A 24,372-nucleotide genomic window follows, 5' to 3' on the forward strand; every position below is an offset into this window, starting at 1 on the left:
ATGGCAGGCTCATGGTGAAGACATTATTCATGCGCAAGAAAGTGGCGTATATCGTTGGTTTTAATGCAGTATTAATCTCATCCTCCGCCCTTGCAGCAGGTACCTGGTACGATGCCCGTAATGATGCCATGGGCGGCACCGGCGTTGCCTCTTCAACCTGGAGCTCTGCGGTGCTGGCGAACCCGGCATTGATGACCAAAGCGCAACCGGATGACAACGTCAGTATCATTTTTCCTTCAGCTGGCGTGCAGATTACTGACAAAGACAAATTAGTTGACCGTATTGATGACATTACCGATACGGTGAACCGCTATCGCGATGTAATTAACAACATCACACTGCCCGACATCATTAACGGCTATCCGCAGGTGAAAGCGGCTGCGGGCGATATGGCAGATCAGCTACGTGGCCTGCGTGGTAACAAAGCTAACGGTACAGCCGGCGTGGCGCTGGCGGTTTCCATTCCAAACGAAACGCTGCCGTTTGCCTTTATCACCAAAGCCTATGGCACCGCGCATATCCGGGCCAATGTGGCTGAGAGCGATATCGACTATCTGCAGGGTGTAGCCGACGGCACGGTCATTCCGGCGCCAGGTGATCAGAACAGACTGCGCTCCAGTGCCAACGGCCTGGCGGCATTAATTACGGATTATGGCGTGGCGATGGCGCATGAGTTCTCTGTTGCCGGCCATCCGGTTTCGGTGGGTGTGACGCCAAAGCTGCAAAAGACCTGGCTGTATAACTACAGCGCCAGCGTTTACAACTACGACAAAAACGATCTTAAAAATGGCCGCTATCGCAGCTCGGATACCGGGTTCAACATTGATGCCGGTATTGCTACCGACTTTGCTGAGAACTGGACTTTTGGCGTTACTGGCCAGAACCTGATCTCGCGCGATATCGATACCAAAGAAGTGAACGGCTATCGTGATACCTATCAAATCCGTCCCTTAGTCACAACGGGTCTGGCATGGAATAACGGGCCGTTTACCCTGACAGGCGATGTCGATTTAACGCAAACCAAGCGCTTTAAATCTCAGGAGAGCAGCCAGTATGCCGGCGTGGGTGGCGAATACCGCGTGCTCGACTGGCTGGCGTTGCGTGCCGGTTATCGTGCCGATATGAAGTCGAACGATACGGATGTCTTTACCGCAGGTTTCGGCGTATCACCGTTTAACAATACGGTACATCTGGATCTGGCCGGTTCGGTCGGCAAAGACAATACCTGGGGCGCGATGGCGCAGCTCGGGTTCAACTTCTGACCATCCATCGACGGGCGGCTGTGTCGCCCGTCATTGCTGTGATATCATTGCGCAGTTTCTCATCACTCAACTCCGGATTTACTGCGCTTCATGACCGATACTCTCTCTTCGCAACGTTTTTCCATCGCTCCGATGCTGGACTGGACCGACCGTCACTGCCGTTATTTTCACCGCAAGCTGAGCGGCGATACGCTGCTGTACACCGAAATGGTGACCACAGGCGCCATTATTCATGGCAAAGGCGACTATCTGGCGTATAGCGAAGAGGAGCATCCGCTGGCGCTGCAGCTTGGTGGTAGCGATCCGGCGGCGCTGGCGCAGTGCGCAAAGCTGGCTGAAGCGCGGGGTTATGACGAGATTAACCTCAATGTCGGTTGCCCCTCCGATCGCGTGCAGAATGGCCGCTTTGGTGCTTGCCTGATGGGCGAAGCGGCCCTGGTAGCGGACTGCATCAAGGCGATGCGTGATGTGGTGAGCATTCCGGTAACGGTTAAAACCCGTATCGGCATCGACGAGCAGGATAGCTATGACTTTCTGTGCGATTTTGTCGGCACGGTCGCTGACAAGGGCGGCTGCGACACCTTTATTATTCATGCGCGCAAAGCCTGGCTTTCAGGGTTAAGTCCTAAAGAGAACCGCGAAATCCCGCCGCTTGATTATCCGCGCGTTTATCAGCTGAAACGTGATTTTCCGGCGCTGACCATGGCAATCAACGGCGGCGTAAAGACGCTGGAAGAGGCGAAAGCGCATCTGCAGCACCTCGATGGCGTGATGATGGGCCGCGAAGCCTATCAAAATCCGGGGATTCTTGCGCAGGTGGACCGCGAGTTATTTGGCCGCGATACGCCAGCTGTCGATCCGGTCGCCGTGGTGCGATCCATGTACCCCTATATCGAAGCTGAGCTATCCCGGGGAACTTATCTGGGCCACGTTACGCGTCATATGCTGGGGCTGTTCCAGGGGATCCCGGGGGCGCGTCAATGGCGTCGTCATTTAAGTGAGAATGCCCATAAGCCAGGCGCAGATGTGCGTGTACTTGAAGCGGCATTGGCTCTGGTAGCAGATAAGATTCCGCAGGAAGCATAACGCGAATGCCGGCGCTTTTGCTGAAGCGCCGGCATCAACTCTCTCGCCTTTCAGGTTAACCTTATAACCTGGTTTTTATTTCACTATTTCCTGGTCAATTTGCCCGCACCTTACCGCCTTGTCTTTCATATAATCTTTATAATTCAAAAAGATATTTAAAAATGCGAGTTGGCACATATCTTGTAATGATCTGGCGGTAACTTACTCAGGAGAGCACTCGTGGAAATTTTATTTGTTATCGGCTTTTTTCTCATGCTGCTATTAACCGGCGTGTCGCTGCTTGGGGTCATTGCGGCACTGATTGTCGCGACTGTGCTGATGTTCCTTGGCGGATTGTTTGCTCTTGTTATTAAATTGTTACCGTGGCTGGTACTGGCAGTGGTGGGCGTATGGCTCTACCGGGCCTTCACGACGCCGACGGGAGAGGAAAAATTAAACAGGCTAAAGAGAAAAATCAGAAAGTTAGAGAGAAATAGCTGGCGATAAGTGCGGTTGCGATCACAGAGTTGCCGATTGCTCTGACCTGATTTGCAATTAAACATATTTTTTACTTATGTTTTCTGCCAGGATGCATAAAGAGATACACAACGTATTCATCGCCGCTGTCCCTACACCAGCGCGAACTAAAAAAAAGAAAAACAGGGCTTCCTTCGGGAAGCCCTTGTCATTTCAGCCGTCAGGGAATTAACAGGCTTGAGCCCTGAGTGGCGCGACTCTCCAGCGACTGATGCGCCTGTACTGCATCGCGCAGGGCAAATTTCTGCTGCTCCGGCACGTTAAGTTGAATAGCGCGGCTGGCGATGAGAGAGAACAGTTCACCACTGGCGTGATCCAGCTCTTCACGGTTAGTGATGTAGCCGAACAGCGAAGGGCGGGTCACAAACAGCGAGCCTTTCTTGTTGAGGATGCCGAGATCAACGCCGGTCACCGGCCCGGAAGCGTTGCCAAAACTCACCATCAATCCATGGCGACGCAGACTGTCCAGCGAGGGCTCCCAGGTGTCTTTTCCGACGGAGTCATACACTACCGCGACTTTCTCTCCGTTGGTCAGCTCGCTGACGCGCTTCGCGATGTCCTCTTCCCGGTAGTTAATCGTGGCCCAGGCACCGGCATCTTTGGCTATCTTCGCTTTCTCCGCCGAGCCCACCGTACCAATCAGATGAGCGCCCAGCGCTTTTGCCCATTGACAGGCGATCAGCCCGACGCCGCCCGCTGCGGCATGAAACAGAAAAATTTCATCCGCTTTGACTTTATACGTCTGGCGCAGCAGGTACTGCACCGTCAGGCCTTTGAGGAACGACGCCGCGCCTTGCTCAAACGTGATGCTATCCGGCAGGATCACCAGGCAATCTTCCGCCACATTATGCTGTTCGCTGTAAGCCCCCAGTGCAGCCTGGCAGTAGACTACGCGGTCGCCCGGCTTAAAGCGCGTCACCGCTGAACCGACTCTCTTCACGATGCCCGCAGCTTCGGTGCCAAGGCCGGAGGGGAAACTGGCGACCGGATAAAGACCGCTACGCACATAGGTATCAATGTAGTTGATGCCAATCGCCTTGTTCTCAACCTGAACTTCATGTTCAGCGGGATCGGCTAATTCAAAATCAACCCATTGCAACACTTCCGGGCCGCCATGCTGATGGAACGCGATACGCTTTGCCATTCGGACTCCTGTGATTGTTCATCCCGGGACGGTATACTTGCGCGTCCCCTTCACGATCGGTAATGCATTCACTATGGCAGGAAATAAACCCACCAACAAATCGAGCGAAACCCGCGATCGGCAGCTGGAAGGCGTAAAAATGCCGCCGCACTCTATTGAAGCGGAGCAGTCGGTGCTCGGTGGGTTGATGCTGGATAACGAACGCTGGGATAACGTTTCTGAGCGCGTAGTGGCGGAAGATTTCTTTAACCGCTCACATCGCATGATCTTTGCGGAAATGCAGCGCTTGCTGGAAGCCGGACAGCCCATTGACCTGATCACGCTCTCAGAGTCGCTGGAAACGCGCGGCGAGCTGGAGATGGCCGGCGGTTTTGCGTATCTGGCTGAACTGGCAAAAAATACCCCCAGTGCGGCGAACATCGGCGCGTATGCGGATATTGTGCGGGAACGCGCCGTTGTACGTGAGATGATCTCTGTCGCCAATCAAATTGCCGATGCAGGTTACGATCCGCAAGGCCGCAGCAGCGAAGACCTGCTGGATTTTGCGGAGTCCAACGTCTTTAAAATTGCCGAGCAGCGGGCAAATAAAGATGAAGGCCCTCAGAACATTGAGCAGATTCTGGAAGCCACGGTCTCGCGTATTGAAGCGCTGGTTTCCACGCCGCACGATGGCGTAACCGGCGTCGATACAGGCTATCAGGATCTCAATAAAAAGACCGCGGGCCTGCAGGGCTCGGATCTGATTATCGTGGCGGCACGTCCTTCGATGGGTAAAACCACTTTCGCCATGAACCTGTGCGAAAACGCCGCCATGCTGAGTGATAAACCGGTGCTGATCTTTAGCCTTGAGATGCCCAGCGAGCAGATCATGATGCGTATGCTGGCCTCGCTGTCGCGCGTTGATCAGACGCGCATTCGTACCGGACAGCTGGAGGATGAAGACTGGGCTCGCATCTCCGCCACCATGGGCATTCTGTTAGAAAAGAAGAACATGTACATCGATGACTCTTCCGGCCTGACGCCTACCGAAGTGCGCTCCCGCGCGCGGCGCATCTTCCGGGAAAATGGCGGTCTGAGCATGATCATGATCGACTACCTGCAGCTGATGCGCGTGCCGGCTCTCTCCGATAACCGTACGCTGGAGATCGCCGAGATTTCGCGCTCGCTCAAGGCGCTGGCCAAAGAGCTTAATGTGCCGGTGGTGGCGCTGTCGCAGCTCAACCGCTCGCTGGAACAGCGTGCGGATAAGCGCCCGGTTAACTCAGATCTGCGTGAATCGGGGTCGATCGAGCAGGATGCTGACCTGATCATGTTTATCTATCGTGACGAGGTCTATCACGAAAACAGCGATCTGAAAGGGATCGCAGAGATCATCATTGGTAAGCAACGTAACGGACCGATCGGCACCGTTCGCCTGACGTTTAACGGCCAGTGGTCGCGCTTTGATAACTATGCCGGCCCGCAATACGACGACGAATAAGCCTCTCTTTCGTGATGCATGCACGATTTGTGCATGCAACTCACGTCATCAGAAAATAGTGTTGGACAACCCCGGCTTCAATCAGGTTATCTGTACCAAAGCGAACCCTATAACGCTGTGGACACAGAATGACTCAGGTAGACGATTACGACCTTAAGATATTGACACTCTTGCAATCTAACGGCCGCCTTACCAACCAGGAACTCAGTGATTTAGTCGGGCTTTCGGCGTCACAATGTTCACGCCGCCGCATTAATCTTGAACAGGCAAACCTCATTCTCGGCTATCACGCGCGCCTTTCACCGGATGCCGTTGGCCTTGGTATGGTGGGGCTGATCGAAGTCCGGCTGAAAAATCACACGCCGGATTACGAAGAGAGTTTTCATCGCATGGTGGAACAGGAAGCCGCGATTGTTGACGCTTTCAAAACCACGGGCGATGCCGACTATCTGTTAAAAGTTGCGGTGGCCGATCTCGCTGCGCTGAGCGCGCTGATCAGTCAGTTGGTCGCCGGTCACCAGAGCGTGGCCCACGTCAAAACATCCGTTGTATTAAGCCGGTTAAAAGAGAACGGCTTGATGATTATCCCCGAGCACAAAATGCGCCAAAAGAGTGCATGATGTGCAATGTTGGTGCGTTTCTGATGTTTTTTATGCGTTCATCACGCACCAGATACCTGATTTGTGCATGAACTGATTACTGGTTTAAGCGTTGGTGCACAAAAACCTGCAATAAAGCGCCTTAGTTATCAATTGGATAATCGCTGGCACCCATCGGTGGCCTCAGGAAGCCACCGATGTGGTGCGTTTTTTGCAGATGAATGCCTTCATTTGCACTGAGATTACCCCCCATGGATAACGTTGTTCAGCCTGAAAATATCCCTCACTCGCGCATTGAAGATGCCCTGGCCATTGTGCTGGGCACGCTAATGGTGTCGTTTGGCGTCATGCTGCTGAAGCAGGCCGGGGCGCTGACGGGCAGCTCTGCCGGTATCGCTTTCCTTGTCAGTTATCTGTCACCACTCTCATTTGGCAGCGCCTTCTTCCTGATTAATCTGCCCTTTTACTGGCTGGCTATCCGGCGTATGGGCCGGGAGTTCACGCTGAAAACCTTCTGCGCCGTGGGGCTGGTTTCGCTCTTTACACAGCTGCATCCGCTGTTTATCCATTTTTCTGCGCTAAATCCATTTTATGCGGCATTGTTCGGTAACGTGGTGATGGGGATTGGGTTTATAGTGTTGTTTCGTCACAAGGCCAGCCTGGGCGGCATCAATATTCTGGCGCTTTGGCTGCAGGACCGCATCGGTCTGCGCGCCGGAAAACTGCAAATGGCGGTTGATATCTGCGTGGTGTTAGCCTCGCTGTTTGTGGTATCTCTGCCGATGCTGCTGGCTTCCATCGCGGGCGCGGTGATCCTCAATCTCATCATCGCCATGAATCACCGCCCCGGCCGCTATCGGGTTTGATGACGCCGTTTCTTTTTTATGACCAATCATGGAGATCTGCACCGTGTTTCAAAACGTTGATGCCTACGCTGGCGATCCGATTCTGTCACTGATGGAAACCTTCAGGCAGGACCCGCGTGACAATAAAGTGAACCTGAGTATCGGCCTCTATTACAACGAAGCGGGCATCATTCCTCAGTTGCAGGCGGTGGCCGCAGCGGAAGAACGCCTGCAGGCGCAGCCGCATCAGGCCTCGCTCTACCTGCCAATGGAAGGTCTTGGCCCATACCGTAACGCGATTGCGCCGCTGCTGTTTGGTAAAGATCATCCATGCTGCAGGCTGGCCGTATCGCCTCGATCCAGACGCTGGGTGGCTCGGGGGCGCTAAAAGTGGGTGCGGATTTCCTGAAGCGTTACTTCCCGCAGGCCAGTGTATGGGTCAGTGATCCAACGTGGGAAAACCATGTGGCAATCTTTAACGGTGCCGGTTTTGAGGTGAATACCTATCCGTGGTACGACGCGGAGAGCAACGGCGTGAAGTTTGATGCCTTTATCGCCAAACTGAAAACCCTGCCGAAGCAGTCCATCGTGCTGCTGCATCCGTGCTGCCATAACCCGACCGGCGCCGATCTGACAAACGCGCAGTGGGATCAGACGGTGGATGTGCTGAAAGCGCAGGAGCTGATTCCGTTCCTGGATATCGCGTATCAGGCTTCGGCGCCGGCATGGAGGACGATGCATACGCGATTCGCGCGATTGCAGCGGCAGGCCTGCCCGCGCTGGTGAGCAACTCCTTCTCGAAAATTTTCTCGCTGTATGGCGAGCGCGTGGGCGGATTGTCAGTGGTCTGTGAAAGCGCTGAAGAGTCCACGCGCGTGCTGGGCCAGCTGAAAGCGACGGTGCGCCGTAACTACTCCAGCCCGCCAAACTTTGGTGCACAGGTGGTCTCCTGCGTACTGAATGACGAAGCGCTGCTGAATAACTGGCTGGCAGAAGTGGAGACAATGCGTCTGCGCATTATCGAAATGCGCCAGGCGCTGGTGAAGGTGCTGAGCACCAAACTGCCGGGTCAGAACTTCGATTATCTGCTGAAGCAGCGTGGCATGTTCAGCTACACCGGCCTGAGCGCGCAACAGGTCGATCGCCTGCGTGATGAGTTTGGCGTGTATCTGATTGCCAGCGGCCGCATGTGCGTTGCCGGCCTCAACAGCCGCAATGTAAACCAAGTCGCGGAAGCCTTTGCTGCCGTAATGTAAGGTGTACCTGGCAGGCTATAACCGTCAGCGCTTTTGGGCTGGCGGTTTTTTTATGCCGTGAACGGGAGACATTGCCTTTACCTTTCGCCGACATGCTGCACACTTAAACGGTGTATTTTATTCAGGATCCTGGCATGTGGCATCAACAGACGCTTACGCTGAGCGCTAAAGCGCGCGGCTTTCACCTCATCACTGACGAAATTGTCGGTCAACTCAATGTGCTGGATCGTTTGCGTGTCGGCCAGCTGCACCTTTTACTGCAACACACTTCTGCCTCTCTGACGCTCAATGAGAACTGCGACCCCACAGTGCGCAGCGATATGGAGCACCATTTCTTGCGCCACGTTCCGGAAGACGCGCCTTATCAGCATGATTATGAGGGTGCCGACGATATGCCTGCGCACATCAAATCGTCGCTGCTGGGCGTATCACTGCTGATTCCGGTCAGCCGCGGAAGTCTGATGCTGGGGACCTGGCAGGGAATCTGGCTGGGTGAGCACCGCATCCATGGCGGCGAGCGACGCATTGTGGCGACCTTACAAGGGGAATAAACATGAACATTTCGGATCTACTGACGTACTGCATGAGCAAGCCCGGGGCATCGCAACGTGATAAAGATGAGTGGGATGCAACGCAAATTCAGAGTAATGGCGTGCTGTTTGCCATGCTGCACGAGGTGAAGGGGCGTCCTGCGCTATCGCTTAAGACTTCGCCTGCGCTGGCAGAATTACTGCGTGAAGCGCACAGCGATGTGTTTCCCAGCGAACATCTCAATAAATCGCACTGGAGCACGCTGTGGCTGGATGGTTCGCTGAAAGATTCACAGATTTACTATCTGATTGATGCCTCATGCCAGCAGGCTGACGCCACGCGCGCGGCGGGCGTCAGCCATGGTGATGAGTAGCGGCGTTTAAGCGGCAGACTCTTCACGCAGGGTGTTGATATCAATTACGAAGCGATACTTCACGTCGCTCTTCAGCATCCGCTCGTAAGCCTCGTTAATCTGATTCATGGCAATCAGCTCAATATCCGATGTGATACCGTGCTCGCCGCAGAAATCCAGCATCTCCTGGGTTTCTGCAATGCCGCCAATCAGTGAGCCGGCAATGCTGCGACGTTTGAGGATCAGATTAAACACCTGTGGTGCCGGGTGATCGTGCTCCGGTGCGCCGACCAGCGTCATATTGCCATCGCGTTTCAGCAGGGCGATAAACGGATTGAGATCGTGCTGCGCCGCCACGGTATTGAGGATGAAATCAAAGCTGTTGGTGTGCTGAGCCATCTGATCGGCATCTTTTGAGATCACCACTTCATCAGCGCCCAAACGCTTGCCGTCTTCAATTTTAGACGGCGAGGTGGTGAACAGCACCACATGTGCACCCATCGCATGGGCAATTTTCACCCCCATGTGACCGAGGCCGCCGAGGCCAACGATTCCTACCTTCTTGCCCGGACCCACGTTCCAGTGGCGCAGCGGGGAGTAGGTGGTAATGCCGGCACACAGCAGCGGCGCCACACCGGCCAGATCGAGGTTTTCCGGCACGCGCAGCACAAAGCTCTCATCCACGACCATGCTGGTGGAGTAGCCGCCGTAGGTTACAGCGCCGGTTTCGCGATCCTCACCGTTATAGGTGCCAACAAAGCCGTTTTCGCAGTACTGCTCCAGCCCCTCCTGGCAGCTCGGGCAGCTGCGGCAGGAGTCCACCATACAGCCAACGCCGACTAAATCACCGACCTGGTATTTATGGGTGTGCGCGCCAACCGCGGTCACGCGGCCGACAATTTCATGGCCCGGTACAACCGGAAAGATAGTGTTTTTCCATTCGTTGCGCGCCTGATGCAGATCAGAGTGGCAAACGCCACAGTACAACACGTCAATCTGCACATCATGAGCGCGCAGTTCGCGCGGCTTATAGTCGAACGGGGCGAGTTTGGTTTTCGCGTCCTGTGCGGCATAGGCATGCGTAATATTCATGGTGTCTCCAGTCGGATGTGTCGTGAGTATTTTTGCGAGAGGGTCCATTCAGCAGGCTGAAGGGCAAGGGCGCATGATGCTGCGCCAAAAGGAACGCTGTAAGAGTAGTCAGCGTGACGAGATGCGTATATGCCTGAAGTTGTCTGATTCTTGCCTGTTTCTGCAATTCGCTGCGGAATCTGTCAGGCGGAAGAGCGGTTGTGTCGCGCTAATGCGCAACGCGATGGAGGGAGTGCGTAAAGGGAGTTGGGTGCGCCGCAAAGCGCACCCGGTATACTTACTTCTTCAGCATAGGCTTAAGGAAGCGCGCCGTGTGGGATTTTTCACACTCGGCCACCGTTTCCGGCGTACCGGCAACCAGGATCTCTCCGCCGCCGCTGCCGCCTTCCGGGCCGAGATCAACTATCCAGTCCGCGGTTTTAATCACATCAAGGTTGTGCTCAATCACGACAATAGTGTTGCCCTGATTACGCAGCTGATGCAGCACCTCCAGCAGTTGCTGGATATCCGCAAAGTGCAGACCGGTGGTCGGCTCATCCAGAATGTAGAGCGTCTGACCCGTACCGCGCTTGGAGAGCTCACGCGCCAGCTTCACGCGCTGCGCCTCACCGCCGGAGAGCGTGGTCGCCGACTGGCCGAGGCGAATATACGACAGGCCAACGTCGATCAGCGTCTGCAGTTTACGCGCCAGCGCAGGCACGGCATCAAAGAAGTCGCGTGCCTCTTCAATGGTCATCTCCAGCACTTCGTGGATGCTCTTACCTTTGTATTTAATCTCCAGCGTTTCACGGTTGTAGCGCTTGCCTTTGCACTGGTCGCACGGCACATAGATATCCGGCAGGAAGTGCATCTCTACCTTGATTACACCGTCGCCCTGGCAGGCTTCACAGCGTCCGCCGCGCACGTTAAAACTGAAACGGCCCGGATTGTAACCGCGCGAACGCGACTCCGGTACACCCGCAAACAGCTCACGCACCGGGGTGAAAATACCGGTATAGGTTGCCGGGTTAGATCGCGGCGTACGGCCGATCGGGCTTTGGTCGATATCGATCACTTTATCAAAGTGTTCCAGACCGGCGATCTCACGGTACGGCGCGGCTTCACCACTGGTTGCGCCGTTGAGCTGGCGCTGGGCAATCGGGAACAGCGTGTCGTTGATCAGCGTTGATTTACCGGAACCGGATACCCCGGTGATGCAGGTAAACAGCCCAACCGGCACGGTCAGCGTCACATCTTTGAGGTTATTACCGCGCGCGCCGGTCAGCTTCAGTACTTTCGAAGGATCGCCTTTTACCCGCTCCTGCGGTACGGCAATCTCACGTTTGCCGCTCAGGTACTGGCCGGTCAGGGAGTCTTCATGCGCCATAATGGCGTGCACATCGCCCTCTGCCACCACCTGACCGCCATGTACCCCGGCGCCCGGACCGATATCAATAATATGGTCAGCGGCACGGATCGCATCTTCGTCATGTTCCACCACGATAACGGTGTTGCCGAGATCGCGCAGGTGAATAAGCGTAGAGAGCAGGCGCTCGTTGTCGCGCTGATGCAGACCGATAGAGGGCTCATCCAGCACGTACATCACGCCTACCAGGCCAGCACCAATCTGGCTTGCCAGGCGAATACGCTGTGCTTCACCACCGGAGAGCGTCTCCGCTGAGCGTGACATGGAGAGATAATTCAGACCCACGTTGACCAGGAAGCTCAGGCGATCGCCAATCTCTTTCAGTACTTTTTCGGCAATTTTAGCGCGCTGTCCGCTCAGCTTAAGGTTGCGGAAAAAGTCCATTGCATGCCCGATGCTCATGTCTGAGATGGTAGGCAGGTTGGTGTTTTCCACAAACACATGGCGTGCTTCACGGCGCAGACGTGTGCCCTCACAGCTGGCACAGGCGCGGTTGCTGATAAACTTCGCCAGCTCTTCACGCACCGCATTGGATTCCGTCTCTTTATAACGGCGCTCCATGTTGTGCAGCACACCTTCAAACGGGTGACGACGCACGGAAGTATCACCGCGATCGTTGATATATTTGAACTCAATATTCTCTTTGCCGGAGCCGTAAAGGATAACCTCACGCGCTTTGTCGCTCAGGCTGTTGAACGGTGCCTCAACATCAAAATTGAGGTGCTCAGCCAGCGAGCGCAGCATCTGGAAATAGTAAAAGTTACGGCGATCCCAGCCGCGAATCGCACCGCCCGCCAGCGAAAGCTCCGGGTTCTGAACCACACGGTCAGGATCAAAATATTGCTGCACGCCCAGGCCATCGCAGGTCGGACAGGCGCCGGCCGGGTTGTTAAAGGAGAAGAGGCGCGGCTCAAGTTCGCGCATGCTATAGCCACATACCGGGCAGGCGAAGTTGGCGGAGAACAGCATCTCTTCGGCATCAGCATCATCCATATCGGCGACAATCGCCGTACCGCCGCTCAGTTCCAGCGTGGTTTCAAACGACTCTGCCAGACGCGTTGCCATATCGTCGCGCACGCGGAAGCGGTCAATAACCACTTCAATGGTGTGCTTCTTCTGCAGTTCCAGCTTAGGGGGATCGGAGAGATCGCACACTTCGCCATCGATGCGCGCACGGATGTAGCCCTGCGCGGCCAGGTTCTCCAGCGTTTTGGTGTGTTCGCCTTTGCGATCTTTCACCACTGGCGCCAGCAGCATCAGACGGCGGCCCTCATCCTGTGCCAGTACCTGATCAACCATCTGGCTGACGGTTTGCGCCGCCAGCGTTACGTCGTGATCCGGACAGCGCGGTTCACCCACGCGGGCAAACAGCAGACGCAGGTAGTCATGGATTTCGGTAATCGTCCCCACCGTTGAACGGGGGTTGTGCGACGTCGATTTCTGCTCAATGGAAATGGCGGGCGACAGACCTTCGATATGGTCCACGTCCGGTTTCTCCATTAATGAAAGAAACTGGCGCGCGTAGGCTGACAGCGATTCAACATAGCGGCGCTGGCCTTCGGCATAGAGCGTATCAAACGCCAGCGAAGACTTACCGGAACCCGACAGACCGGTAACCACAATGAGCTTGTCGCGTGGGATGATCAGGTTGATATTCTTCAAATTATGGGTGCGAGCACCGCGGACTTCGATCTTATCCATTCACCTTTCCCGGATTGAGCATGTCCGATTACGCTTTGTCAGCATAATCGGCAGAAACGCATCATTATGGCACAAAAAATAAACTGAATAAATATCCAGTATTTTTGCTATCATGACAGCCACGCAAATTTGGAAGCGCGCTCCGAAGTATCGATCTTAAAGGGGGACGTGGTAGAATTTGTCGTTTAGACTTATTGCAACAACTCATCGGGAGACAGCAACATGGCCAGTCGTGGCGTAAACAAAGTGATTCTTGTCGGGAATCTGGGTCAGGACCCGGAAGTGCGCTATATGCCAAATGGTGGCGCGGTAGCCAACATTACGCTGGCCACGTCAGAGAGCTGGCGCGACAAGCAAACCGGTGAAAACAAAGAGATGACTGAATGGCACCGCGTGGTGCTGTTCGGCAAGCTGGCTGAAGTCGCAGGCGAATACCTGCGTAAAGGTTCTCAGGTTTACATCGAAGGCCAGCTGCGCACCCGCAAATGGCAGGATCAGAGCGGCCAGGAGAAGTACACTACCGAAGTGGTCGTCAATGTGGGCGGCACCATGCAGATGCTGGGTGGCCGTCAGCAGGGCGCCAGTGCCGGTGGTGCACCAATGGGTGGCCAGGGCGGCGGCAACAATAACGGCTGGGGTCAGCCACAGCAGCCGCAGCAGCAGTCACAGGGCGGTAGCCAGTTCAGCGGCGGCGCTCAGCAGCGTCCGCAGCAGCAGAGCGCACCGGCGAACAATGAACCGCCGATGGATTTCGACGACGATATTCCGTTCTGATATCCGGCGATTATGTATTGCACAACCCTCGCAAATGCGAGGGTTTTTATTATGCGCCCTCTATTTATTTATTGCGCTAAAATCATCTAATGCATTTTTCTCGATCGCTTTAAAGTTGCTGGTAACGATCTCTTTTTTACTTTGTATGTCAGACAATCTGAAATACGGCTTTTCTTTATAGCAGTTTAATCTGGCGCTATACCACCCATCATGTTTAAGCGTAAATACACGGTACTCATTTTCCTTTACCAGGAAGTAATAGTGTTCACCTTCCTCAGAAAGCAGCATGGTTGTGCCATTGCATTTGAACGTATCGGTTGTATCCAACGGAATGCTAATTTCTAAGGCCGTGTTAAATATGGGTTTCGCGTTTGACAAGTACAAAAGTAAAACCACTAAGGCTGTCATGAAAAGAGGAATGGTTAAGGGGAATGAATCCCGCGCTATTATCATTGCTCTTCCATTAACGTTAATGCTGACCTTTTCGAAAATAGTTAATACCAGGGATATCGACGTTATCACCAGTGATACGATTGCAATAACAGTTAAACCAGCATAAATAATGACAAAAAACCGCGATGCCGTCTGCTCATACGTTAAATCAGCAAGGCGCATGAAGTCATGTCTGGCAAGCGCGTAGGCGTAGAATGAGCCTCCAATCCAGCCTGTTTTAACGATCCACGAGGCTGCATTTTTGTAATGCTGATTATAGTTTTCACTCTCAGAAAGAAAGATACTTAAGGAGACGAATAATGAGATCAATGAAATCAGCAGAAAGGTAAAAGAGCCCGTTAAATCATCTGATGCAATGTATGTAATGATAGCACAGAGAAAAATGAGTGACGAAAAGAGTGCCAGCGCGACGCTGACGTTATAGGTGATTCTTATCCTCTTTTCTTTATGTTTGCGTTTGACTATTTTTCTGCGGCTCTTTTTAAAGAAGCCCTTAGACATGAATATAAAAAACATAACTAAAAAGAGCATGAAAAAAAGGAGGGATGAAATTGCTCTTTTATCAGGAGGCATCGTGAAAATCAAAATGAGCGACAGGCAAAGGTAATACACGACTGCATAGTAAAAATAGATGATGTCGTTAGCTTTTACTTTGAATGATTTCACAGGATGTCCTTTTCCATAAAGAGGTGCTGCTCCGTACTGACAAGTGTCATGACGTATTATTGACACTTGTCAGAAGATTTCAATAGCAGAACCTTTAATGCGGCCGCCACTCCTGCAGTAACTCTTCAGTACTGCGCACCCGAACCGGATTGCCCGGCATGATCAAATCCGCCCAGACTTCGTTGTGCTGATTGATCAGCTGCTCCGCGCTCACATAGGTGCGATCGGCCGTGGTATGCGCATCTCCGGCCACCGTGACGTGATAGCCCAGGCTGGCCGCCACTTTGATCGTGGTATCAACACAGTAGTCGGTCGCACAGCCGCAGATAATAAAGCTATCAATAGCATGCGCTGCCAGCTGCGCGGCAAGGTCAGTTTGCCAGAAGCTGTCGCAGGCGGTCTTATTGAGGTATATCGCGCCGGCAGGCTGCTCCAGCTCCGGCACGATCTGCCAGCCCTCCGCGCCGACAGCCAAATCCGCAGCGGTATGCTGAATGAAGATAACCTGATCGGCAGCTGCAATAAGCTGATTAATGCGTGCGCAGCGTCCTGCGCGGTCAAAGCGGGGGGTTGCCAGTACGCCATTTTGCATATCGACGACGAGCAGTGCGCGTTGGGCCATGCTTCTCTCCTTTTATCAGTAAGCGACAGTGTCGCCTTTTGATAATGGCGTGGTAAAGCGATTCTGCTTTGCATTTTTTTTGGCTGCCGCGCATGCTTACAGGCGGCAAAAGGACGGAGGTATAACGTGAAGGTGGTTCCTGACATTTTTCCCTGTGAGCAGGATCGCGCGCAGTTTCAGCACTTCGCTGAGCTGCCGGGCATTGAGCTTTATCAGGCCCACATCTCCCGCTATGCCTTTGAGCCCCACACGCACGAAGCGTTTGGTATCGGCACCATTGAATCGGGCGCGCAGCGCTTTCGCTATCGCGGCACCCAGTATGTCGCACCCGTGCATTCGCTGGTGATGATGAATCCCGATGAGTTACATACCGGTGAATCAGCCTGTGAAGAGGGCTGGCGCTACCGCATGATCTACATCGATCCGGAAGAGATGGATCGCTTAACCGGCGATCGCCACTGGTGGTTCAGTGATGCTCTGCGTACAGATGCGCGCCTGGCGCAGCCGTTCTCCCTGCTGTTGGCTAAAATGTGGCAGGCGGGCAGCGCGCTGGAGCGGCAAAGCGTGCTGATGGAGCTGCTGGAGTACCTGCGCCCGCTGGCCCATCAGGGGCAGACGCGTCCGGTTGAGCGCGCGCACCGCTTTGATAGGGTAAAAGCGTACCTGCGCGAGAATCTCGCCGGGCCGGTGCGCCTTGAGGAGCTGGCCGCTCTGGCAAGGCTCTCGCCATGGCACTTCCTGCGCAGCTTTAAGCAGCATTTCCACGTGACGCCACATCAGATGCTCATGGCTTTCCGTCTGTTTGAAGCCAAACAGCGCCTGGCCCAGGGCGAAAGCGCAGCAGCCGTGGCTGCGGTTGTCGGCCTTACGGATCAGGCGCACCTGACACGCGCTTTTGCGCATCGCTATGGCATTACGCCGGGCCGCTATCAAAAACAGGTTTGGACCGGTCGCTAACCGCAATCTGCTACAAGCCTTTCCTGGCCTGTTTCGCCATACTGCGGCGGACTGACTATGAGGAAGCGTTTTTATGTTTGCAGGAGTAGTGTTTGCGCTGGCAGCGGGCCTGATGTGGGGCATGATCTTTGTGGGCCCGCTATTCATCCCCGATTATCCCGGCACGTTACAATCCGCCGGACGCTATGTGGCGTTCGGCCTCGTCGTGCTGCCGCTGGCATGGCTTAGCCGTCGACGTCTTAAACAGCTGGCACGTGAGGATTGGATTGAGGCGATAAAACTGTCGCTAATCGGTAATCTGCTCTATTACGCCTGTCTTGCCAGCGCGATTCAACGCACCGGAGCACCTGTTTCCACCATGATCATCGGCACACTGCCGGTGGTGATTACGGTAACGGCCAATCTCTGCTACGGGCATCTGGAAGGGCGCTTGCCCTGGGGGAAGCTGATGCCTGCGCTGGTGATCATTGCCGCAGGTCTTGGCTGCGTTAATGCTGCTGAACTGCACGGACAGCAGGCTGATTTCGATCCTGTTCGCTACCTGAGCGGGCTGGTACTGGCCGTGATGGCCGTTGCGTGCTGGACCTGGTATCCACTGCGCAATGCGCGCTGGTTGCGACAGCATCCGCAGCATAAGCCCTCAAGCTGGGCGACAGCGCAGGGGCTGGTGACGCTGCCGCTGGCGCTGGTGTTCTATTTACTGGTCTGCGTACAGATTCACTGGCAGCAGCCCGATTTTGCTTTGCCGTTTGGTCCGCAGCCCTATCGCTTTGTGCCGCTAATGCTACTCATCGGTTTGCTCTGTTCGTGGCTGGCGGCACTGTGCTGGAATGCTGCCAGTCAGCGCCTGCCTACCGTCGTTATGGGGCCGCTGATTGTCTTCGAAACGCTGGCAGGGCTGATGTGGACATTTATCTACAGGCAGAGCTGGCCGCCGTTGTTAACCAGTATCGGTATTGGCTGTCTGATCGTCGGCGTCATTTACGCAATGCGTATCAAACCGCAGCTGCCAGCAGCACATTAATAGCCACCGGTATAAGGCTGCTGACGAATAGCGTCAGCAGCCTTTTTCGTGTGTTTTTAGGAATTTGACCTGGTCGATTCGCTCCCTGCTTTGCCACATTTGTGCTCACAAAGAGAGTTGTTATAACCAACCCATGAGAAGCGAAGCGTCTTTTAATTACCTTTTTGCATAATTATCCCTGTCAGCGCTGCGCTTCTCTTCTGTAATTCAGCGTAAAAACCCCTTGTTACGTCTCAGGGTAGCGTTGATTACGCGCTTTTCTTCCCCTTAATGTGCATTTTTCTGCCAGGAAAATAGCGGTTATGACGTCTTTTTATTGCCATTTGGCACTGAAAACTACGCCCGAAAAACCACTCAAGGCTTAAGCCATTCCGTCGCCATTAAGAAACTTTCCCGGGTCAGCCGACAAAAAAAGATTAAACGGAACGATGAATAAACCGCGTTTATTTACCTTTATATACGGTTCAAACCCCCTTTAGTTTAAGTCTCATAAAGTTTCATGCCAGGAAGATTCCTGGTGCTGAATGGATTAAACATCGTTAAAGTTACCGAATAGTATGATCGTAAGCGGAGCGGCCAGATCCAGTTTAAAACAGAGGCAATGTGTGAGCGGTTACACTACGTTGTTCATGATTGCTTAACAGAATTATCTGCAAACAGGTCTGAGTATTAATATCGGTAAAGTAATAAGCGCAGCGCCAATCTCACCGAAATGAGATTGGGCTACGTCTGAACGGCATGCAGAGCAAGACTTTTGCTGGTGTGAATCAATTTTACCGCAAAAAAAGAAGTAATTCCGCGATGATATTCATCAGGAAAAAGTGGTGCGAATCGTTATGTTGTGAACGCCGAATTAATTGATCTTCATCTCTTCTGGTAAGAACAAATCTCAGCATTAAGTCAAATAACATTGGTCTCATTGGCGTTAGCGATTATCAGAACCGGAAGGATAGTGATAAACGCTACGGCTAATATCCAGTAAGCGGCAGCTGCGGCGCGTACCAATGTCGAAAGTGGTCTGCAGGAAGTTCACCGCCTGACGCTTTTCGTTAGTCGTGAAGAAGTTTTTCAGCACGCTCTGCAGCATCTCTTTGTCGGAGCTCAGGGCCTGCAGCTCACGCGTCAGGTTCTGCAGTTTATCCTCCAACTCTTTGATTTTTCGTCCCTCTTCTGAAGAAAGCCCGGAAAACTTCTTCTTCCAGCTGTAGAAGGTAGCCTCCGAAATGCCCAGCTCTTCACAAATCTCCCTGACTTTCACTCCCGTTTCAGAAGCTTTAATGGCATTTGTGATTTGCTCTTCGCTATATCGTGACTTTCTCATAAATGCTCTTACCTTTCTTATCAATTAGTGGATGAGAATTACTGTATTAATATCTGGTACTGCAAAAACGGTATTAATGCAGTATTAAAGTGCGCGATTTGAATTGCGAGGGTTAAATTAAGATATTTGGAATAAATATCATCATGGGATAAATCTTATTTTATTCTGAATGCCATTGAACGCCTTCCTGGCTTTAGGTTTTTGCGATAAATTCATTCCATCCCAAATGCAGAAAATACGACAACCATTGGAAATTCAGCATAGCCTGCTTGCAAATATTGCAGGATATGCCTCTAAGCTTTTGTCCTGAATCCAGGTTGAAATCGTTTACATCCCGAGCACTTCGCACCAGATTTAATCGGAATTTTCCTGAATGTATTCGCTAAATCCTGATGGAAGTCTCATTTTTCGGACCAGCATGGTTTGAAGTAATTAAATTTTGTCAGGCCCACTGCGCGCTTGTTAATTCATTTCAAGGACGTTGTACCGAAAGGCAGTCGCTGTACGTAATACTAAGGACCAGTCAATGAAATTGAGCGTAATGTCTAATGCCGCCTGGATGATGTCTGAAAAGATCGTCTCGGTTTTTGGTGTTATCTTTGTGACCTCCTATGTGGCCAAGTCCTTTGGGCCCACGGTTTTTGGTCAAATGGCGTTTTCGACCTCGCTGTTCTCCATGGTGCAAACCGTGGCGATCTTCGGCACCGAAACCATTTTGTTTAAGCGCATCAGTAAAAGCGCGCCGAAAGGTCTGCGGCTGATGACGGTTGCCCGCACCATGCGGCTGGTGTTACTGCTGCTGACCTCTCTCCCGGTGTTGATTTGGGTCTGGTACAACATGCAGGAGAACTTCCTTGCGTTTGCACTGGCCTCGTTCATCTCGTCAGTGTTTGTTACTCAGGACACGTTCAGCGTTTACAACAATGCGCGGCTGGCATCGCGCCTGAACACCGTGGCGAACTCGGCGGGCCTGCTGCTTGGCTTTGCCCTGAGCTTTACGATTGCCTGGTTGCACCTTAACCCGCTGTGGCTGACCGCATCTATCGTCGCCGTGACGCTGGTGCCGTATGTCATCAAGCGCGCCAGTTTATCGTGAAAACCAGGATTTGGCACCGCCGCAGGAGAAGCGTGGGACTTACCTGCGTTATCTGATGTATGCCGGACTGCCGCTGGCTATCTCCAGCATCTTTATCTCGGTTCAGGTAAAAGCTGCCCAGATGTTCCTGGCAGGGATTGCGTCAGCACGCGATCTGGGGCTGTTCGCTGCCGCCAATACCATTTCGGCATCATGGATTTTTATCCCGGTTGCCATCATTACCTCCTGCTTCTCGGAAATTTTCCGTGAGCGAGGAGAGGCCGCCATCAAGCTTACTGCGCGGCTGAACGGCTATGTCATGGGAGTTTCATTGTTGTTGTTAGCGGTGATCGCCTTATATGGCGAAAAGATCATCATCGCTTTATATGGTCATGAGTACACACAGTCCGGAAGTCTCATTACGTTACTGTCGTTAGCAACCTGCTGTTCGGCAATGGGGACCGTAGCCTATCGCTACATGGTTAAAGAGGGCGGGTTTAACTATCTGCTCAAAAAAATCATCTGTCTGATGGTGATAAGCCTGCCGCTGTCTTACTGGCTGATCCAGGACTACGGCATCATGGGTGCCGCCTGGAGCGTGTTTATCACTGAGCTGCTGTCCCTGACTGTAATGAATTACTTCTTTAAAAAAGGCGTCATCCAGAAGATTCAGGTTTCCTCACTCAACTACAAAACCTACAAATGAGGTCAGATATGGTCAGGTTGAAAGATGAACTCAGAAGAAGCGTACAGTACTTCATCAAGAAGATGCCCTGGGCTTACCAGGACCGCATCTACTATTTTCATAAATTCCGTAAGCTGCCGAACCTGCGCGAGCCAAAGGTGTTTAATGAGAAGGTACTGTACCGCAAATTTATCTACGGCGATTACCAGAACTATGGACGCCTGTCAGATAAGTACTCGGTGCGTGAATACATCGCCGAGAAAGTGGGCGACGAATATCTGATCCCGCTGGTGTATCAAACCAGCGATCCGCATTCGCTGCACACCTTGTCCAGCTGGAAGAACACGGTGATCAAGCCGAACCACGGCTCAAACATGGTGGAGATTCTGCTGGAAGAGCCGGATGCGCTGAAGAAGCAGCAGATCATCAGCGACTGCCACCGCTGGCTGAAAACTGACTTCGCCAATGAAGCGCGTGAAATTCACTACCGCTACATCAAGCCACGCATTCTGGTGGAGAAGTACATTGGTGATGGTAAAAGTGCGCCGATCGATTACAAGTTCCACATGTTCAATAAGCGCGACGGCAGCTTTGAGTATGTGCTGCAGGTGATCTATAACCGCTGTAATGCGCAGCTATCGATGAACTTCTACGTTAATAACCTCAACGAGGCGTATCACAAAATTCGTGATACCGGGCTGGATGTGAAGCCGCTGCTGCCTCAGCTGCAACATGCGCTGGCGCTCAGCAAAAAGCTGGCGACGGATTTCGATTATGTGCGGGTTGACTGGTATATCGACGGTGAGCAGATCTACTTCGGTGAGCTGACCTTTACACCGGGCGCAGGTCTGGTAACCGGGTTAGATCGCGGGCTAAATCAGATGATGGGTGATATGTGGATTCAGGATCGTCGCGATACGCAGAGATCGGGCGTAACGGTACCGGAAGTTACGCTTCCCGCCGTATTGAAGAAAATTTGAAATCACACAGCAAAATAAAAAACCCCGCTAAGCGGGGTTTTTTATTGCCAGCGATTAAGGCATCGGCCACTCGGCTGGGGTCTGACTCATGACATCAATGAATGCATTCTTACTGATTTCCATGAAGTTATTTACGTTCTCCATGCTCAGCGTAATACCCAGCAGGCCCGTGACAAACCAGCAGGACAGGCCAACACCAATACCGCCGCACAGCAGTGCCATCACGTGATGGCTGTTCTGGCGCAGCCTGATTTTCATGGTGCTGGCGAAGAACATCAAAACCGCGCTGAGTAACTCCCAACGCATCACGATCAAACTGGTGGTCAACGTAGCCATCTGCAACAAACCTCTTGATATCAGTCATATCCCTGACACTCATCGGACATCACTGGCGGCAAGGAAGGAAGGTCAGGGAGGCCCTTCTGCCGTCTTACAACAGATATTAAGTGTGACTTGGGTCACATTATATCACTGGATTTTAAATTTTGAACAAAATTTATACCTGGTATGGTAGAGGGATTTTTATCGATAAGAGTAAAAAAGAGGCGGGAAAAGAGGGATGCGCCCGCAAGGGGCGCGACCTGAGAGGTTAGCGGACCGGGCAGCACTCGCCGGTGGTACGCTGAGCAAAGCTGGTTACGCTGTCGGCGCAGTCAAAGTTAACCAGGCGCGGGCGCTGCACCATCGACTGACGCCGCATCGTATGACGATAAGCAGTAGGCGTCTGCGAGAACTGCCGGCGGAACACGCGGGAGAAGGTCTGCTGTGAGTCATAACCGTACTGCATCGCGATATCGAATACCGGCCGTTGCGTCTGGCGTAGCGCCTCAGCAGCCAGCGTGAGCCGACGTTCGCGTATATAGCCACCCAGCGTCTGTTTCGTCACGGAACGGAACATACGCTGCAGATGCCATTTTGAGTAGCCTGATTTGGCCGCAACTTCATCAATTGATAGTGCTTTATCCAGATTCTGATCGATCCAGTTAGTCAGTGAATGAATGATTTCCTGTTGCATCATAGCCTCATCCTTCTGAAGGGTGTCACCTGGTTGACGTTCGACGTTTTGTTGGGGTGCGAGTATAATTCCTCAAGTTAACTTGAGGTAAAGAGCCCAAATGAAAAAAGATCGCAATTACCCAAAACCGGTGCTGACACCGGGTGAAGTCGCGAAGCGGAGCGGCGTCGCGGTATCGGCGCTGCACTTCTATGAAACCAAGGGCCTGATATTCAGTACGCGCAACGGCGGGAACCAGCGGCGCTACAGCCGTGACGTACTGCGGCGCGTGGCGATCATTAAAATTGCCCAGCGCATCGGTATTCCGCTGGCGACGGTGAGCGACAGCCTGATGCATCTGCCGGCGAATAAGCGCATGTCCACGCAGGCGTGGGATGCGCTGACGCAGCACTGGCGCGAGGAGCTGGATAAACGCATTGAGACACTAACGCGCCTGCGTAACGATCTGGATGGCTGCATCGGCTGCGGCTGCCTGTCGATGCGTGATTGCCCGCTGCGTAATCCGGGGGACCGTCTGGCGCAGCAAGGCTCCGGCGCGGTGTTACTCGATCCGGAGCAGGACGAGGAGAAGCGTTAATCCGCTATACTTGGCGAAACTACTCCGCAGCAAGGAACCGCGCATGATCACTGTTCACCATCTGGAAAATTCCCGTTCGCACCGCGTTTTATGGCTGCTGGAAGAGCTGGCGGTACCGTACCAACTTAAACGATACCAGCGTGAAAATACGCTGCTGGCGCCCGACGAGTTAAAGAAGGTCCATCCGCTGGGAAAATCACCGGTAATCACGGATGGCAATCGCGTGGTGGCGGAGTCGGGGGCGATTCTGGAGTATCTGCAACTCCGCTATGACAGCGAGCATCAGCTGGCGCTCATTGATGAAGAGGAGCAGATTCAGGCGCGCTACTGGCTGCATTATGCGGAAGGATCGCTGATGCCCCTGTTGGTGATGAAGCTGGTATTCGGGCAACTGGGCAAAAAGCCCGTACCCTGGCTACTCCGTCCGGTGGGTGCCGTACTGAGCAAAGGGATACAGAGAGCCTGGCTGAACAAGCAACTGGCGCTCCATGGCCGCGTAATTGAGCAGCATCTCAGCCAGCACGACTACTTCGCCGGATCGCGCTTTAGCATCGCCGACGTGCAGATGAGCTTTCCGCTGCTGGCGCTACAGATGCGCGGTGGATTAAGTGATATGCCCGCCACGGCGCGCTGGCTGGAGACGATGCAGCAGCGCGCCGCCTGGCAGCGTGCACTGAAGCAGGGCGGTCCGATACAGTTCAGCAGCTAGCGTTATCACGCTTATTACGTTGTGGCGACCCGTCAGGGCCGCCATTGCCGCTCCACACCGGCGGCTTATGCTGCACGCCTCTCGATTAATGGTTGAAAACACCACCCTAAACGCCAGATAATCGTTTGCCTTTTTTCCACGTCCCCCATTATGACGGGAATACGTGGCCGCGTAATCGTTTGCCTGCTTTCTCACTGAGAAACCTTCACCAGGGCCATGGGCAAACGGCGGTCGCGCGGCGACTC

At 53.4% G+C, this 24,372-nt stretch carries 22 protein-coding genes and 2 pseudogenes; 16 read left to right on the forward strand and 8 right to left on the reverse strand.

Annotation, left to right across the window (positions count from 1 at the left end; all coding sequences use genetic code 11):
• The first annotated feature begins 11 nt into the window (after positions 1 to 11).
• The 3 genes from HA48_RS00360 to pspG all read left to right on the forward strand — a co-directional run bounded on the left by HA48_RS00360 (position 12) and on the right by pspG (position 2,834).
• Positions 12 to 1,262, forward strand: a complete 1,251-nt coding sequence (locus HA48_RS00360; RefSeq protein WP_128599267.1) for a conjugal transfer protein TraF — start codon at positions 12 to 14, stop codon at positions 1,260 to 1,262.
• Between the two features lie 90 nt (positions 1,263 to 1,352).
• Positions 1,353 to 2,348 (forward strand): tRNA dihydrouridine(20/20a) synthase DusA, encoded by a 996-nt coding sequence (gene dusA, locus HA48_RS00365; protein ID WP_128599268.1) that lies wholly within the window; start codon positions 1,353 to 1,355, stop codon positions 2,346 to 2,348.
• Between the two features lie 219 nt (positions 2,349 to 2,567).
• A complete protein-coding gene (pspG, locus tag HA48_RS00370) occupies positions 2,568 to 2,834 on the forward strand; it encodes an envelope stress response protein PspG (protein WP_128599269.1) in 267 nt (88 codons plus the stop codon).
• Between the two features lie 190 nt (positions 2,835 to 3,024).
• Here the strand turns inward: pspG and HA48_RS00375 are convergent, their stop codons facing one another.
• Positions 3,025 to 4,008, reverse strand: coding sequence for a quinone oxidoreductase (locus tag HA48_RS00375; RefSeq protein ID WP_128599270.1), 984 nt, complete (start codon positions 4,006 to 4,008; stop codon positions 3,025 to 3,027).
• Between the two features lie 73 nt (positions 4,009 to 4,081).
• Here HA48_RS00375 and dnaB point away from each other — a divergent pair, with 73 nt between their 5' ends.
• The 6 genes and pseudogenes from dnaB (at position 4,082) to HA48_RS00405 (ending at position 9,092) form a co-directional block, all read left to right on the forward strand.
• On the forward strand, positions 4,082 to 5,488 hold the full coding sequence (dnaB, locus tag HA48_RS00380; RefSeq protein WP_128599271.1) for a replicative DNA helicase: 1,407 nt from the start codon (positions 4,082 to 4,084) through the stop codon (positions 5,486 to 5,488).
• A gap of 128 nt (positions 5,489 to 5,616) precedes the next feature.
• The gene (locus HA48_RS00385; RefSeq protein WP_128599272.1) at positions 5,617 to 6,108 is read left to right on the forward strand and encodes an Lrp/AsnC family transcriptional regulator; all 492 of its coding nucleotides are present in this window, start codon (positions 5,617 to 5,619) and stop codon (positions 6,106 to 6,108) included.
• Positions 6,109 to 6,338: 230 nt separating this feature from the next.
• The gene (locus HA48_RS00390) at positions 6,339 to 6,953 is read left to right on the forward strand and encodes a YitT family protein (RefSeq protein ID WP_128599273.1); all 615 of its coding nucleotides are present in this window, start codon (positions 6,339 to 6,341) and stop codon (positions 6,951 to 6,953) included.
• Positions 6,954 to 6,996: 43 nt separating this feature from the next.
• A pseudogene (locus HA48_RS00395) lies at positions 6,997 to 8,188 on the forward strand (amino acid aminotransferase).
• A 134-nt stretch (positions 8,189 to 8,322) separates the two neighbouring features.
• Positions 8,323 to 8,739 carry a secondary thiamine-phosphate synthase enzyme YjbQ gene (locus tag HA48_RS00400; RefSeq protein ID WP_128599274.1) on the forward strand — a complete coding sequence of 139 codons (417 nt, stop codon included), beginning with the start codon at positions 8,323 to 8,325 and terminating at the stop codon, positions 8,737 to 8,739.
• Between the two features lie 2 nt (positions 8,740 to 8,741).
• On the forward strand, positions 8,742 to 9,092 hold the full coding sequence (locus HA48_RS00405) for an MmcQ/YjbR family DNA-binding protein (RefSeq protein ID WP_128599275.1): 351 nt from the start codon (positions 8,742 to 8,744) through the stop codon (positions 9,090 to 9,092).
• A gap of 6 nt (positions 9,093 to 9,098) precedes the next feature.
• On the opposite strand, the gene HA48_RS00410 is transcribed toward HA48_RS00405, so the two are convergent.
• Both HA48_RS00410 and uvrA read right to left on the reverse strand, forming a co-directional pair.
• On the reverse strand, positions 9,099 to 10,163 hold the full coding sequence (locus tag HA48_RS00410) for an NAD(P)-dependent alcohol dehydrogenase (RefSeq protein WP_128599276.1): 1,065 nt from the start codon (positions 10,161 to 10,163) through the stop codon (positions 9,099 to 9,101).
• A gap of 277 nt (positions 10,164 to 10,440) precedes the next feature.
• Positions 10,441 to 13,269 (reverse strand): excinuclease ABC subunit UvrA, encoded by a 2,829-nt coding sequence (gene uvrA / locus HA48_RS00415; RefSeq protein WP_128599277.1) that lies wholly within the window; start codon positions 13,267 to 13,269, stop codon positions 10,441 to 10,443.
• A 222-nt stretch (positions 13,270 to 13,491) separates the two neighbouring features.
• On the opposite strand from uvrA, the gene ssb1 reads away from it, so the two are divergent.
• The gene (gene ssb1 / locus HA48_RS00420) at positions 13,492 to 14,043 is read left to right on the forward strand and encodes a single-stranded DNA-binding protein SSB1 (protein WP_128599278.1); all 552 of its coding nucleotides are present in this window, start codon (positions 13,492 to 13,494) and stop codon (positions 14,041 to 14,043) included.
• 60 nt (positions 14,044 to 14,103) lie between these two features.
• Here the strand turns inward: ssb1 and HA48_RS00425 are convergent, their stop codons facing one another.
• Together HA48_RS00425 and HA48_RS00430 are read right to left on the reverse strand one after the other, a co-directional pair.
• On the reverse strand, positions 14,104 to 15,162 hold the full coding sequence (locus HA48_RS00425) for a hypothetical protein (RefSeq protein ID WP_128599279.1): 1,059 nt from the start codon (positions 15,160 to 15,162) through the stop codon (positions 14,104 to 14,106).
• 94 nt (positions 15,163 to 15,256) lie between these two features.
• A complete protein-coding gene (locus HA48_RS00430) occupies positions 15,257 to 15,784 on the reverse strand; it encodes an isochorismatase family protein (protein WP_128599280.1) in 528 nt (175 codons plus the stop codon).
• A 126-nt stretch (positions 15,785 to 15,910) separates the two neighbouring features.
• Between HA48_RS00430 and HA48_RS00435 the strand changes: the two genes are divergently transcribed.
• The gene (locus tag HA48_RS00435; protein WP_128599281.1) at positions 15,911 to 16,741 is read left to right on the forward strand and encodes an AraC family transcriptional regulator; all 831 of its coding nucleotides are present in this window, start codon (positions 15,911 to 15,913) and stop codon (positions 16,739 to 16,741) included.
• 73 nt (positions 16,742 to 16,814) lie between these two features.
• Positions 16,815 to 17,765, forward strand: a complete 951-nt coding sequence (locus tag HA48_RS00440; RefSeq protein WP_128599282.1) for a DMT family transporter — start codon at positions 16,815 to 16,817, stop codon at positions 17,763 to 17,765.
• A 925-nt stretch (positions 17,766 to 18,690) separates the two neighbouring features.
• Here the strand turns inward: HA48_RS00440 and HA48_RS00445 are convergent.
• Positions 18,691 to 19,086 (reverse strand): transposase, encoded by a 396-nt coding sequence (locus tag HA48_RS00445; RefSeq protein WP_128599283.1) that lies wholly within the window; start codon positions 19,084 to 19,086, stop codon positions 18,691 to 18,693.
• Positions 19,087 to 19,612: 526 nt separating this feature from the next.
• Between HA48_RS00445 and HA48_RS00450 the strand changes: the two are divergent.
• A pseudogene (locus HA48_RS00450) lies at positions 19,613 to 20,867 on the forward strand (oligosaccharide flippase family protein).
• Positions 20,868 to 20,875: 8 nt separating this feature from the next.
• Positions 20,876 to 21,826: an ATP-grasp fold amidoligase family protein gene (locus tag HA48_RS00455; RefSeq protein WP_128599284.1), complete on the forward strand. Its 951-nt coding sequence runs from the start codon at positions 20,876 to 20,878 to the stop codon at positions 21,824 to 21,826.
• Between the two features lie 54 nt (positions 21,827 to 21,880).
• Here HA48_RS00455 and HA48_RS00460 read toward each other — a convergent pair whose 3' ends face one another.
• Both HA48_RS00460 and soxS read right to left on the reverse strand, forming a co-directional pair.
• Positions 21,881 to 22,162: a YjcB family protein gene (locus HA48_RS00460; protein ID WP_128599285.1), complete on the reverse strand. Its 282-nt coding sequence runs from the start codon at positions 22,160 to 22,162 to the stop codon at positions 21,881 to 21,883.
• Positions 22,163 to 22,415: 253 nt separating this feature from the next.
• Positions 22,416 to 22,844, reverse strand: coding sequence for a superoxide response transcriptional regulator SoxS (gene soxS / locus HA48_RS00465; protein ID WP_128599286.1), 429 nt, complete (start codon positions 22,842 to 22,844; stop codon positions 22,416 to 22,418).
• A 97-nt stretch (positions 22,845 to 22,941) separates the two neighbouring features.
• On the opposite strand from soxS, the gene soxR reads away from it, so the two are divergent.
• Together soxR and HA48_RS00475 are read left to right on the forward strand one after the other, a co-directional pair.
• On the forward strand, positions 22,942 to 23,418 hold the full coding sequence (gene soxR, locus HA48_RS00470; RefSeq protein WP_128599287.1) for a redox-sensitive transcriptional activator SoxR: 477 nt from the start codon (positions 22,942 to 22,944) through the stop codon (positions 23,416 to 23,418).
• Between the two features lie 43 nt (positions 23,419 to 23,461).
• Positions 23,462 to 24,127 (forward strand): glutathione S-transferase family protein, encoded by a 666-nt coding sequence (locus HA48_RS00475; RefSeq protein ID WP_128599288.1) that lies wholly within the window; start codon positions 23,462 to 23,464, stop codon positions 24,125 to 24,127.
• Positions 24,128 to 24,372: the final 245 nt, after the last annotated feature.

The organism is Pantoea wallisii, from assembly GCF_002095485.1.
Taxonomy (GTDB): domain Bacteria; phylum Pseudomonadota; class Gammaproteobacteria; order Enterobacterales; family Enterobacteriaceae; genus Pantoea; species Pantoea wallisii.